Genomic DNA, 12,382 nt, shown 5'->3' with positions numbered 1-12,382 from the left:
TCACAGTCGGCGTAGGTGAGCAGCAGGTTGTAGTTCAGAACCATGAGCAGGGAGAAAAAAAGGTGAGGGGGCTGGGATGAAAAGAAGTAAAAGAAAATGATAAGCACGGCAATATAGGAAAGTTTCACATACATGTGCCAGACCGGGCGGCACCGGGGCGCCCGGCCGGTCTGGCCTAGGCCTCGGCCAGGGCGGCCACCTCGGCAGCCAGCCCCACCAGGCGGGCTCGCAACAGCCGGACGCGGGCGGCCTCGGCGGCCGTGAGGGGGCGGGCGCGGTGGGCCAGCCAGGCCCGTAGCCAAGCCTGCTCACGGGCGGTGGCGGCGGGGTCGGCGGCCGGGCGGGCCGCCGACCCCGCGAGCAGGGCAGGCGCGGCAGCAGCCCAGCGGGCGCCGTAGNAGCAGGGCAGGCGCGGCAGCAGCCCAGCGGGCGCCGTAGCGGGCCTGGGCTTCGAGCCGGTCGAGCTCCCGTTGCAGGCGGCGGCCCTGGGCCGCGCATTGCAGGCGGCGGTAGGCCAGCTCGGCAGCATCGGGCGGAGGCAGGGCCGGGGCGGCTTCGGGTGGGACGGCGGACGAGGGTAGGTGGCGGGCCAGGGGCCACAGGGCTTCGTGCACGGCGGCGGTGAGGCGGCGGCGGCCGGTTTCCAGGTGGCGAACGGTAGCCTCGGTCACCCTCAGGTGCAGGGCCAGCTCGGCGCAGCTCAAGCCAAAATAGTCCCGCACCCGGGCAGGCAGGGTATGAGGAGTAAGCAGGTGAGTCATGGCGGACAAAAGATAGTACGGTTTCGAAAGGAAAAAAGTGAAAACCGTACCTGCTTAAAAATAAATCGGTACGGTTTCGCAAATAAAAAATTAAAATCCGTACCTATTCAAAAATAAATCAGTACGGCTTGTATAATTTATTTTGCAAAACCGTACCGACTTGATTTGGTGGAGCCGAGTTCTAGCCCGACTGCGCGAACGCTGCGGGGGCCGGACGCTCGGTAATCAGAACCGCTTTTTATCGACGTGGAACGAGACTAAGGTTCTTCTATAGCGCCCAGCGGGTGCTCCGCCCGTTGCCTGACTTACTTGTTATATTTAACCGTTGCTTCCAATTTGTTAATCGCTAGCTACCCCTATGAAACGCCCTTCTTCCTTCTCCTCCGGCCTGCCAACCAGCCGCCGTGGCCCGGCCGCCACTCGCTTTGCCGACCGCCCTGCCCTACCCCGCCCCAGCAGTAAGCCTTTCGGCGCCGAGGCCCTGGACTTGCACTTCGTATTCGCGGCCGATGTCGACCCGGATGCCGTGCTCGGCTGGCCCCACCCCCACCGCCGGGGCCAGCCGAGCACGGCCCTGCAATTCTGGCGCGTTGTGAAAGACGCCCTGCGCTACCTCACGGGGCACGGCTACCGCGGCAGCTACGCCGCCCCTGGCCCCCACGGCCGCCGCAATAACATCGTGTCCGAGCCGCTGCCCCACGGTGGCGGTTCCCCACCCGTGCGACACGGCGGCGCCATTGCCCATCTCCCCAGCCACCGGCCTCAACTGGACGTGCCGCCACTGCCGCCCTTCGGCCTGCCCGGGGACTTGGCCACACTGCCCGTACCGCCCCGGCTACCGCAGCCGCCAACGCCGCGGCACCACCCGGCTTTGGCAGGCGGGTCACCATTTGTGTTTAGAGGAGAGTCTGTTTTAGTCACTAGAACTACTCCTTTTCGCTACAGCCAGGAAGTTCTATTTCAAGAAAATTCGGACGAGTTCGTGAACAAGACGGCGGCCTATGCAGCCATGCGCGACTTAGTTGAACTGATGCACCAACATCCTAATGTCCACGCCACGATTATCGGCAACGCCGCTTCGAATCTACTTGAGGCTACTTGGCCTTACGGTGGCAATAAGGCAGCATTGTTTAAAGCGCCTTCCTACGTTGCTGAATTTCCTACAATAGGTAAACTGATGCAGGCGCGGGCACGAGCAATTGCAGGTTTGCTTATCAGCAGAGGAATCGCTCTTTCACGCGTGCATTACGACATTGGCCGGCTGGAGTATGACAAAGACCCGGTGTCAGCAAAGCGAAAGCGCCGGGCTACTATTATCATCGAAGACCGCCGCTAATCATGGCGCCGCGCCGCCTTGTTGCTACCGTCCTACTTTTCACTTGCGCCGTGGGGCAAGCGCAGGTACGCCCCAGGAGTGCCATGCCCCACACCAGCAGGCATCTCTGCTGGCAGGAAGGCCGCCGCTTGACCTGGAGCGACTTTCAGGCGCCTCGGTGTTACGGTGAATACAGTAAGCACGCTAGCGTAGTTGGAGCCAACAATGCTGTATCTATAGTAGCGGCAGGCTTTCTGGATGAGCAAGGGGCGGCCGATTACCGCGTAATGTGCTACTTCGTACGCGACAGTTCCTGGCGCAATCCCAATATGACGGCCGCGCGCGAGCTTGCTATGTCCCTGGCCCATGAACAGCTGCACTTTGACATTGGGGAGTTGTTTGCCCGCAAAATTCGCTGGCGGGTGGTGCAGCACCGCAAGGCGGGCGAAGCGTTATTTGGTCCTGTCGTCGCCCAGGATATTCAGTGTTTGCTGGATGAGTTAGAAGCGCTCAATGCTCTCTACGATGATGAGGTGAACTTCCGCACCCCCGCCGTGGAAGCCGCCGCCCAGCGTCGCTGGACTCTGCAAGTAGCCCGCGAACTGCGGGCGCTAGCCCCCTACCGGTCCACCGCTACTACTTGCCCCGACTGATTGGTTTCCATTGCTACACCCCTCCCCTGGCTATGAATCTACATGCTGTCATTATTTTATTCGCCTCTCTGCTGCTATCGGTCACTCCGGCCCATAGTCAGCAGCCCGATAAGTCAGCGAGGGATAACCGTATTTGCTGGCAAGAAGGAGTTCGCCTGCAATGGAGCGACTTTCGGGCTCCCCGATGCTATGGCTGCACTTATTCCACTTTTGTAGCCGCAGCTACCTCGGCCAATGTGTTAGTGGTTGGCTTTACTACGAATGACAACAAGCAGGATTATCGCGTGACATGCCGATTCCTGCGTGACAGCTCATGGGTTAATCCCGTCGCTGCTCAGCATGATGCCTCCTATCGCGCTTCCACGTTGGCCCATGAGCAGCTTCATTTTGACATATACGAACTAATTGCCCGTAAAATTCGACAGTATGCTGCGCAACATCGGGCAGCTGGGGATGACTTATTTGGCCCCGTAGCTGCACAGGATATCAAATGCTTGCTTAGCGAATTAAAAGCGCTCAATGCTCTTTACGACGATGACGTGAATTTCCGCACCCCCACCGTGGAAGCCGCCGCCCAGCGCCGCTGGACCCTGCGAGTAGCCCGCGAGTTGCGGGCCCTAGCCCCCTACCGGTCCACCGCCACCACCTGCCCCGACTGATTCGTTTAAAGCAGCTTTTTGATTATCTCCATATTCCCACGATAGGTAAACTGATGCAGGCGCGGGCACGAGCAATTGCAGGTTTGCTTATCAGCAGAGGAATCGCTCTTTCACGCGTGCATTACGACATTGGCCGGCTGGAGTATGACAAAGACCCGGTGTCAGCAAAGCGAAAGCGCCGGGCTACTATTATCGTTGAAGACCGCCGTTAGCCATGTCTCTCTGTCGCCTTTACACCTCTTTTTGCTACGTGCTCCTCACTAGTGCCACCTTAGTGGGCGCACATGCGCAACCCCAATCGCCTAGTACACACAGCCGCTTGTGCTGGCAAGAAGGTATCCGCTTAAAATGGGAGGACTTCCAGGCCCCCCAGCACCCCAGTGCCGATGGGCATGACCCAGCCAAGCTAAGCGCGTTGACGGCAGTGGTAATGCCCCTGACGGAAATAACAGATAGCAACGGCGCGCCCACTTACCGGCTGGACTGTGTCTTTCTGCGCGATTTGTCTTGGGTTAATAGCCAAGTAAAGTCGGCTGAAGATAGAGCGTCAACGCTGGCACATGAACAGATTCATTTTGATTTGGCCGAACTGATTGTTCGCAAAGTCCGCCGTCGGATTGCTGACGGGATTCGAGCGGGCGAAGACATTTTCAGTTCTGAGGTGAACGCAGACATCCAATGCTTATTGACTGAATACAACCCCCTCAACGACCTCTACGACGATGACGTGAACTTCCGTGCCCCCGCCGTGGAAGCCGCTGCCCAGCGCCGCTGGACCCTGCAAGTAGCCAGCGAGCTGCGGGCCCTGTCCCCCTACCGGTCCACCGCCGCTACCTGCCTCGACTGATTTGTTTAAAGCCTTTCTTGGCTATTACTACATCCTCTACAATAGATAAACAGATGTCGGCACGAGCAATCGCAGCCCTCCTTTTCAGCGGTAGAATCTCATTCCCTCGGGTGCATTACGGCATTGGCCGGCTAGAGTACGACCGAGATTTCATGGGCGCTGCCCGCAAGCGCCGGGCAACCATCGTTATCGAGAACCGCCGCTAGCAATGGGCTCCCCTCATCGCAGTTCTTTAATCGGGAGCCTTTGGCTTTGTTTGCTGCCTTACTTTGTGCAAGCACAGGCCCGACCACGAGCAGTTGCTAGCAGCAATAATTGCCTCTGCTGGCAACCGGGCCGGCGCCTCACCTGGGGCGACTTTCGGGCCCCCGAGTGCTACGGTGACTGTAGCCACTATGCAAGTTTGACTGCCGCCGCGACGGCGGCAAGGATTCCAATCGTCGGTTTCGTAGACGGCCAAGGGCGGGCAGACTACCGGGTGAGTTGCGTGTTCCGACGCGACAGCTCGTGGGTGAATCCGAGCGTGACCGCTGCCGCCGACCGCGCCGGCACGCTGGCCCACGAGCAAGTGCATTTCGACACGGCCGAGCTGGTGGCCCGCAAAATTCGGCGCTGCGTGGCCGAGCATCGGGCAGCGGGCGACGACCTGTTTGGCTCAGCCGTGGTGGCAGAAATACAGTGCCTACTCGATGAGTACGCGGCCCTTGGTGCCCTCTACGATGATGAGGTGAACTTCCGCACCCCCGCCGTGGAAGCCGCCGCCCAGCGTCGCTGGACTCTGCGAGTAGCCCGCGAACTGCGGGCCCTGGCCCCTACCGGTCCACCGCCACCACCTGCCCTGATTGATTCGTTTAAAATTATCATCGTATTCCCATGATGTATATCACTTGTTTCGCAACCTGTTTATTTAATAGGTATTGGTCTTCTTGTTCTGCTCCCAAGCCTTCAGCCCGCCACCGAACTTGGGGTCTTTTTGAAGTAACAGGCCATTATAGAATGCCGCCGCGCTAGTATTGCCAGCTGCAAAATAGGCCTCTCCCATCGTGTCTATAAAATTCAGCTCCCCAGGATAGTAAGTATTTAAAAGTTGAGACAGCGCCACAGCCTTCTTAAATTCTTTCTCCCGGATACAGGTGTAAACCGCCTGATTGATGATTTGTGGTGAAAGCTTTTTCGCGATAAGCGTGTGAATCAAACTGTCTTTTTGGTGAATGAGGGTTTGCTGATTTAGGCTGGTGTACTCCCGAACGTACTGCTGCATTGTTTTGCCATTTTTCATCAGCTCTTGCAAGAAGCTATAGGAATACACGGGTGGGATGTACTCACTTCCCATCTGCTTGATTCGGCTCAGCTTTGTTATTTTCTCTACGGGTAATTTACGGCTGGAAATAGCGCGCTCAAGGTCGATGAGCCGATCGGAGTACGCGTAGTCTTTTAGCTTTGAATAGTCTACATCGCTGACCGCACACATGCACGACGCCAACATGGTTTTGGTACGCGGCAGGTAAAAGAATAGGTAGTCATCCGTTGGCTTGTTTTTGTAGGTGCTGTCTAAATAGAGCGCTTTTATTGGAAATTCCGACTTAGCAAGAAGCGTAGTATCTCTCCTTACATAGATGAGATTAGGGCTAAAAAGGCTGGGGCTTTGTGCGCCAAGCAGCCCATTCTTTACGCCGTAATCCCAATTGCTTTTTGTCGTTATCAACTTGGTTCCCTGCTTGAAAAATGGGGTGATACCAGACAGGCTGTGCAAATGCCAATGCGAGCTCAGCACATACTTCACCGGCTTGTTTGAATACTTCTTTTTCAGGAATGCAATAAATCTTTCAGCTTTGGCGGCATCCTCATTAAGCCCGGTTCTTTTACCACCGCCTTCGTCAATAAATGGCAGCTCTATCACCACCAAATAATTAGGGTATTCAATAACGGTACTCTCGCTGCTATGAGTACTGTCCATTGCGATGAAAGCTATATTCTTCGTGTACCCATCCATAATAAAGGCCTCGCTGGGCTGAGCCTGGGCCGATAGAATGGTGAGAGCAGCTGCAAACAATCCTGCTAAGAAGTTCTTAATCATATTTCTTGTACTTGTGGGCCTCATTATCTACTCTGCGTAAAATGCCGCCGTATCGTAGCTGTTATACCCTCCGGTCAGCAAGCCAAACTTTGCGAAATAGCTTAGCTAGCGAAGCAATGGGAGGCTACTATACGGCCCGTTCAGCATGGCGACAAAAGTAGATTTCTCCCCCGGCGGAGTTTGTTAAGGAGTTCCTAATAATTGTTAACGAGATGTCAACGCCCGGATGGTAGCAGAATGAGTTTGGCCTAATCAATTAAATAGTCGGGCACGAACCGCACAGAAAACAGACCGTCATGCTTCGGCTGCGCTCAGCATGACGGTCTATTTAATTTAATAGGACCGTTCTGTTTTCCTCAGCTGGTTGCTGAACGAGTACTTGAAAGGCTAGGCAGCTAGCTGCTCACACGGCCGCGTTGGTGGCGGCCCCCATGGCTTTGGCCCGCGAGTCGCCGGTCAGCAGCCATTCGTTGAGGCGGGCGCGCAGCTCGGCGGTGGCCAGGTCACGGTATACTACGCCGTGGCGCACGAGGCTCATGGCGCCGGTCTCTTCGCTCACCACCAGCACCACGGCGTCGGTGATTTCACTCAGGCCGATGGCGGCGCGGTGGCGCAGGCCGAGCGAGGCAGGCACGTCGGGGTTCTCACTCACGGGCAGGATGCAGCGGGCCGCCTGGATGCGGCCGTTAGTGATGATGACCGCGCCGTCGTGCAGGGGGCTGGTTTTGTTGAAAATCGAGAGCAGCAACCGCTTGCTGATTTCGGCATCGAGCCGGTCGCCGGATTCGGCAAAGGCCGACAAATCGGAGGCTTGAGTGAAACAGATAAGCGCCCCGGTGTACTTGCTCGACAGGCTTTTGGCGGCTTCCACAAACGGGCCGACGGACAGCGGCGGGCCGTCGATGGGGCGGCCCCAGGTCCAGCTGCGCACCCGCTCCAGGGCCGTAGCCTTGCCCACACTCAACAAAAACCGGCGGATTTCTTGCTGAAAAAGGATGATGCTGGCCAGCACGCCCACACTCATAAATTGCCCCAGAATCTTGGTGAGCAGCTCCATGCCCGTGGCTTTTACCACCAGATACAACAGGTAGAAGGAGATAAGGCCAAGCGCCACATTCAGGGCCACCGAGCCGCGCAGCAGCTTGTAGAGCTGGTAGAGCAACACCGTGACAAGCAACACGTCGGCCGCGTCAATCCAGCCGAAATGCAGGAAATTGATGGGGAATGGGCCAGACATTTTTTGGGAGATGGGAGTTGGGGGAGGTGGGCGGCGTCAGCCTAAAGGGCCGTGCCAGCGCCCGGCCGTTGCATGACCAGCCTTCCGTTACTCAAATTACGGCCTTTATTCCGCCATTGGAAAGGTGTTCGCAAATAATTGTATGGTTTGGGCTGCTTCGGCCACATCGTGGGCCCGTAGGAGCTTGGCGCCGCCTTGCAGGGCCACCATGTGCAGAGCCGTAGTGCCATTGAGCGCCGCTTCGGGACTAAGGCCGAGGGGACCGTACACCATTTTTTTGCGTGACAGGCCAGCCAGGACAGGCTGGCCCAGCACCCGAAACTCGGGCAGGCGCCGCAGCAGCTCGTGGCTTTGGGCGGCCGTTTTGGCAAAGCCAAAGCCGGGGTCGAGCAGCACGTCGGTGGCCCCGGCCTGGCGTAGGGCGGCGAGGCCGTCGCGGAAGTAACGCACCAGGGTGAGGACAATATCGTCTTCGTAATACGTGAGCTTGGCCATAGTTTGGGGCGTGCCGCGCAGGTGCATGAGCACGTAGGGCACGCGCAGGCGGCCCACGGTGGCAAACATTTCCTTGTCGAGGGTGCCGCCGCCCACATCGTTCACTAGATCGGCGCCGGCGGCCACGGCGGCAGCGGCCACCCCGGCCCGAAAAGTATCGACGGACAAAAAAGCCTGCGGGAACTCGCGGCGCAGCGCTTCCAGGGCGGGCAGCAGGCGCCGGGCTTCCTCGTCTTCGGCAATGTCGGCGGCGCCGGGACGGGTGCTATAGGCGCCGAGGTCGAGAATGGCAGCGCCGGCCGCGAGCATGGCTTCGGCGCGGGCCAGCAGGTCGCGCTCCGAGGCCACGCGGCTACCGGCGAAGAATGAGTCGGGCGTGAGGTTGAGGATACCCATGACCTGCGGCCGGTGCAGGCTGAGCAAGCGGCCGTGGGGGCTGTGCAGGGTGGTGGGAGCGGCGAAGAGGGAATGTGACATAGTAGCGCGAACTTTGTGGCTCGCGTCCCCGCACGGCTATCCTAATTTCGAATGGCGCGGGGACGCGAACTACAAAGTTCGCGCTACTGTCGCTATGCCCTCCTCAACCCCCGAGCACTACGATTTGCTGCTGGCCCGCTGCCGCACGCTGTTTCTGGCCAAAACCCACGACTACGGCACGGCCTGGCGCATCCTGCGCCTCCCCTCGGTCACGGACCAGATTTTTATCAAGGCCAACCGCATCCGCACCATTCAGGAAACCGGCGTGCAGCTCGTGGCCGACGACGTGAACGAGGAGTTCGTAGCCATTATCAACTACTGCATCATCGCCCTGATGCAGCTGCACCTGCCGCCCAACACCCCGCTCGACCTCACGCCCGAAGCCGTGGCCGAGGCCTACGACCACGAAGCCGCCGAAAACCGCCGCCTGCTCCTGGCCAAAAACCACGACTACGGCGAAGCCTGGCGCCAGATGCGCGTGTCAAGCATCACCGACCTGATTCTGATGAAGCTACACCGCGTGAAGCAGCTGGAAGACATTGGCGGGGCCGCGTTGGTGAGCGAAAGTGTAGAAGGCAGCTACCGCGACATGCTGAACTACGCCGTATTCGCGCTCATTTTACGCGGTGTGGAGTAGGAATCGCATCACAAAGCGGCACTAAAAATCTATCCTAACTATAGACGAAATAGGTGAAACAAGAACGTCATGCTGAGCGGAGTCGCAGCATCTCTACCACTTCGTTGTAGCACTACTCAATTTACTACTGCGGAAGAAACGCTTCGTCTCCGCTCAGCATGACTGACGTCCTATTTGGCTCGCTTAGCAGGACGTTCTTTGCTAACTGCGCACTTCCATTCCCTTATTCGAACATTGCTCGTTGCCCGAGCGTTTGCCACGGGCTTACTTTGTCTTATGTCAACACCTAGCTTCCATACCACTGCCGCCCCGGCCCCCAACCTGCTGCGCACTGTCACCCGCGTGTCGTGGTTTTTGCTGGGGGCCCTGTTTATTTTTTCCGGCCTCGTCAAGCTGAATGACCCGGTGGGCACGGCCTACAAGCTGGAAGAGTATTTTGAGGTTTTCGCGGAGTCCGTGCCCGGCCTCGCCGGCTTTTTTCTCTGGTTCAAGAATGGCAGCCGCTTCCTGTCCATCCTGCTCAGCTCGCTCGAAGTGATTTTGGGCGTGGCCCTGCTGCTGCGCTGGTACTTGCGCATCATCCTGTGGGCGCTGCTGGGGTTGCTGGTGTTTTTCGCCTTTCTCACCTTCTACTCCGCCGCGTTCAATAAAGTAACGGACTGCGGCTGCTTCGGCGACTTCATCAAACTCACGCCCTGGACTTCGTTTACCAAAGACCTGTTTCTGCTGCTGCTGTGGGCCATTGTGTTTTTCAACCAGCGGTTTTTGCGTCATTCCTTCGTGCAGGGCACACCGGGCGTGATGGTCATGACGTTTGCCTCGGCCATTGCCATTGGCATTGGGGTGCGGGCGCTGGGACACTTGCCGTATTTCGACTTTCTGCCCTACAAAGTCGGCAATGATATCAACAAGCTCATGAAACCCAGCGAGGCCGCCCGCTACCACTACACCATGACGCGCAACGGCGAAACCAAGGAGTTTGAGGAATACCCGACCGACACCACCTGGAAATACCAGGCCATGACGCCCCTCAACCCCGAAACCTCGCGCCCGGTCATCACCGACTTCACCGTTTCGGATGCGGAAGGCAACGACTATACTCCCGAGCTGCTCAAGGGCAACAAGCTCGTGCTCATCGTGCAGAATACCAACAAAGCCGACCGCGACCGGTTCCAAACCATCAATCAGTTGCTGGAAGCAGCCACCAAGTCGCGTCGCAATGTCTCGGTCCTCACCATCACGAGCACCAGCGCGGCCAAGTTCGACTCATTCCGCCACGACGTAAACCTGGCCGGCCCCTACTATTTCGCCGACGCCACGGTACTTAAATCAATGATTCGCTCCAACCCCGGCCTGATGGTCCTCACCAACGGCGTAATAAAAGCCAAGTACCACTACCACGACATCCCGCAGCTATTCGAGGTAGAAAAGCTGCTCAAGTAGGACGCAGCCTTCGCTGCGTCACCCCGTGTGCACCAGTCGCACGCCCCCGAAAAATAGCGCCCATAACGTAAGCGCGTTCCCCAACGACGACGCAGCGAAGGCTGCGTCCCACTTATGCTCCCTTTTATTCTCCGTCGCTTAGCCCAGGGCTTGCTCGTGCTTGTGGGCGTGGCGTGCACGGTGTTTCTACTATTCAACGTGCTGCCCGGCGACCCCGCAGCCCTGCTGGCCGGCCAGCGCACCGACCTCGCCACCAAAGCCGCCATCACCGCCGACCTCGGCCTTGACCAGCCCTTGCCGGCCCGCCTGGCAGGCTACCTCAACGACGTGTCGCCCCTGGGCCTGCACCCGCGCGACTCGGCCGGCCGCGCCCGGTACGGCGGCGTGGCCCTGCTCCCGCTGGGCAGCCGCGCCCTGGTCCTGAAAAAGCCTTATTTGCGCCGCTCCTTCCAAAGCAATAAGGATGTGCTGCGTATTCTGCTCGACTATTTTCCCGGCACCATGTGGCTGGCGCTGGCGGCCATGGTTATTGCCAGCACCGGCGGGGTGGCATTTGGGGTGGCGGCGGCCCTGCGGCCCCAGTCGTGGCTGGACCGGGCTTTGGTGAGCACGTCGGTACTGGGCATTTCCGTGCCGTCGTTCGTGGCCGCCATTGCCATTGCCGTCACCTTCGGCTTCTACTGGAGCCACTGGACCGGCCTGAGCCTGACCGGGCAGCTATACGAAACAGACCCTTTCACGGGCGAGAGCCACTTGGTGTTACGCAACCTGCTGCTACCTGCCGTGGCGCTGGGCATCCGGCCCCTGGCCATCATCACGCAGCTCACCCGCTCCAGCATGCTCGATGTGCTGAGCCAGGACTACATCCGCACGGCCCGCGCCAAGGGCCTGAGCCGGCCGGCCACGGTGCTGCACCACGCCCTGCGCAATGCCCTCAATCCGGTAGTTACGGCTGTGTCGGGCTGGCTGGCGTCGCTTATGGCCGGGGCATTTTTCATCGAATACATCTTCAACTGGAAAGGACTAGGTACCGTGACGTTACGCGCCGTCGAGAACCTGGACTTCCCGGTGGTGATGGGCGCCACGCTGTTTGTAGCCGCGCTGTTCGTACTGATAAATATTGCCGTGGACGTGCTGTATGCCGTGCTCGACCCCCGCGTAAAGCTGAGTTGACGGCTCATTTGAATGGTCCAAATGTCGATGCGCAGCCAGTTGCTCATTATTTAGAGCAGATTCGGCATGGGTGTACATGTAGCGTGGACTCTGCGAGTTCGCGCGTGGCCGGGATGTTAGCTGGTCAGTTCAAGCGCGGACTCGCAGAGTCCACGCTACATGTACTCCAAAACTGCTCTAACAAATCTGTTACTGACCGGCTACCAATGAGCAATTGACAACTTATAATCAATACATTTACCCTGCCTGGTATTGGTCAGTCGGGGTGGGCTGCCAACCATACTGAGCGTATTGTTTTCTAACCTTAACAGCCTTCTTATGGACCCCAATGCTACTCCTGCCCCCTACCCTTCTGCTGGCAACTCAATTTACTACGGTCAGTCGGCCGCGGATAATCAATCAGCTACCGTCAGCATTGGCGACTAGGTAGTAACCATTCTGCTCTCCACCATACCCGTTGTAAACTTCATTCTGCTGTTCATCTGGGCTTTCAGCAGCAGCACCCCGCCCAGCAAGGCCAACTGGGCCAAGGCTACGCTGATTTTCTTTCTCGTTTTCATGGTTCTCGGGTTCCTTTTCGCTGGCAGTATCATGGCGGTGCTCATGAG

12 protein-coding genes are annotated in these 12,382 nt (G+C 58.2%); 8 read left to right on the top strand and 4 right to left on the bottom strand.

Annotated elements, in window-relative coordinates; translation table 11 throughout:
- Positions 1-1,119 precede the first annotated feature (1,119 nt).
- The 5 genes from WX88_RS19315 (at position 1,120) to WX88_RS19300 (ending at position 5,112) form a co-directional block, all read left to right on the top strand.
- Entirely contained in the window at positions 1,120-2,097 is a 978-nt protein-coding gene (locus tag WX88_RS19315) for an OmpA family protein (RefSeq protein ID WP_046246047.1), read from the top strand.
- A 2-nt stretch (positions 2,098-2,099) separates the two neighbouring features.
- A complete protein-coding gene (locus WX88_RS19310) occupies positions 2,100-2,729 on the top strand; it encodes a hypothetical protein (RefSeq protein ID WP_046246046.1) in 630 nt (209 codons plus the stop codon).
- A gap of 32 nt (positions 2,730-2,761) precedes the next feature.
- Positions 2,762-3,388 carry a hypothetical protein gene (locus WX88_RS30290; RefSeq protein WP_156176283.1) on the top strand — a complete coding sequence of 209 codons (627 nt, stop codon included), beginning with the start codon at positions 2,762-2,764 and terminating at the stop codon, positions 3,386-3,388.
- Between the two features lie 214 nt (positions 3,389-3,602).
- Positions 3,603-4,235, top strand: a complete 633-nt coding sequence (locus WX88_RS30285; RefSeq protein WP_156176282.1) for a hypothetical protein — start codon at positions 3,603-3,605, stop codon at positions 4,233-4,235.
- 403 nt (positions 4,236-4,638) lie between these two features.
- On the top strand, positions 4,639-5,112 hold the full coding sequence (locus tag WX88_RS19300; protein ID WP_231590749.1) for a hypothetical protein: 474 nt from the start codon (positions 4,639-4,641) through the stop codon (positions 5,110-5,112).
- 30 nt (positions 5,113-5,142) lie between these two features.
- On the opposite strand, the gene WX88_RS19295 is transcribed toward WX88_RS19300, so the two are convergent.
- The 3 genes from WX88_RS19295 to folP form a co-directional block, all read right to left on the bottom strand.
- Positions 5,143-6,312: an MBL fold metallo-hydrolase gene (locus tag WX88_RS19295; protein ID WP_156176280.1), complete on the bottom strand. Its 1,170-nt coding sequence runs from the start codon at positions 6,310-6,312 to the stop codon at positions 5,143-5,145.
- A 403-nt stretch (positions 6,313-6,715) separates the two neighbouring features.
- Positions 6,716-7,549, bottom strand: coding sequence for a diadenylate cyclase CdaA (gene cdaA / locus WX88_RS19290; RefSeq protein WP_046246042.1), 834 nt, complete (start codon positions 7,547-7,549; stop codon positions 6,716-6,718).
- A 105-nt stretch (positions 7,550-7,654) separates the two neighbouring features.
- A complete protein-coding gene (folP, locus tag WX88_RS19285) occupies positions 7,655-8,521 on the bottom strand; it encodes a dihydropteroate synthase (RefSeq protein ID WP_046246041.1) in 867 nt (288 codons plus the stop codon).
- A gap of 94 nt (positions 8,522-8,615) precedes the next feature.
- On the opposite strand from folP, the gene WX88_RS19280 reads away from it, so the two are divergent.
- From WX88_RS19280 to WX88_RS19270, 3 genes are all read left to right on the top strand, one after another.
- On the top strand, positions 8,616-9,158 hold the full coding sequence (locus WX88_RS19280; RefSeq protein WP_046246040.1) for a DUF1599 domain-containing protein: 543 nt from the start codon (positions 8,616-8,618) through the stop codon (positions 9,156-9,158).
- Between the two features lie 276 nt (positions 9,159-9,434).
- Complete coding sequence (locus WX88_RS19275) at positions 9,435-10,601, top strand: BT_3928 family protein (protein WP_231590748.1); 1,167 nt, start codon at positions 9,435-9,437, stop codon at positions 10,599-10,601.
- Between the two features lie 114 nt (positions 10,602-10,715).
- Positions 10,716-11,774, top strand: a complete 1,059-nt coding sequence (locus WX88_RS19270) for an ABC transporter permease (RefSeq protein WP_046246039.1) — start codon at positions 10,716-10,718, stop codon at positions 11,772-11,774.
- A gap of 422 nt (positions 11,775-12,196) precedes the next feature.
- On the opposite strand, the gene WX88_RS30930 is transcribed toward WX88_RS19270, so the two are convergent.
- Entirely contained in the window at positions 12,197-12,334 is a 138-nt protein-coding gene (locus tag WX88_RS30930) for a hypothetical protein (RefSeq protein WP_197076855.1), read from the bottom strand.
- Positions 12,335-12,382: the final 48 nt, after the last annotated feature.

Origin of the sequence: Hymenobacter terrenus (assembly GCF_000972495.1) — a bacterium.
Taxonomy (GTDB): domain Bacteria; phylum Bacteroidota; class Bacteroidia; order Cytophagales; family Hymenobacteraceae; genus Hymenobacter; species Hymenobacter terrenus.
This window is presented reverse-complemented; position numbering and strand designations above follow the sequence as displayed.

Excerpts from the sequence above, each read along its gene's own strand:
- WX88_RS19315 (WP_046246047.1), top strand. The coding sequence starts at position 1,120 with ATGAAACGCCCTTCTTCCTTCTCCTCCGGCCTGCCAACCAGCCGCCGT.
- WX88_RS19310 (WP_046246046.1), top strand. The coding sequence starts at position 2,100 with ATGGCGCCGCGCCGCCTTGTTGCTACCGTCCTACTTTTCACTTGCGCC.
- WX88_RS30290 (WP_156176283.1), top strand. The coding sequence starts at position 2,762 with ATGAATCTACATGCTGTCATTATTTTATTCGCCTCTCTGCTGCTATCG.
- WX88_RS30285 (WP_156176282.1), top strand. The coding sequence starts at position 3,603 with ATGTCTCTCTGTCGCCTTTACACCTCTTTTTGCTACGTGCTCCTCACT.
- WX88_RS19295 (WP_156176280.1), bottom strand. The coding sequence starts at position 6,312 with ATGATTAAGAACTTCTTAGCAGGATTGTTTGCAGCTGCTCTCACCATT.
- cdaA (WP_046246042.1), bottom strand. The coding sequence starts at position 7,549 with ATGTCTGGCCCATTCCCCATCAATTTCCTGCATTTCGGCTGGATTGAC.
- folP (WP_046246041.1), bottom strand. The coding sequence starts at position 8,521 with ATGTCACATTCCCTCTTCGCCGCTCCCACCACCCTGCACAGCCCCCAC.
- WX88_RS19280 (WP_046246040.1), top strand. The coding sequence starts at position 8,616 with ATGCCCTCCTCAACCCCCGAGCACTACGATTTGCTGCTGGCCCGCTGC.
- WX88_RS19275 (WP_231590748.1), top strand. The coding sequence starts at position 9,435 with ATGTCAACACCTAGCTTCCATACCACTGCCGCCCCGGCCCCCAACCTG.
- WX88_RS19270 (WP_046246039.1), top strand. The coding sequence starts at position 10,716 with ATGCTCCCTTTTATTCTCCGTCGCTTAGCCCAGGGCTTGCTCGTGCTT.
- WX88_RS30930 (WP_197076855.1), bottom strand. The coding sequence starts at position 12,334 with ATGAAAACGAGAAAGAAAATCAGCGTAGCCTTGGCCCAGTTGGCCTTG.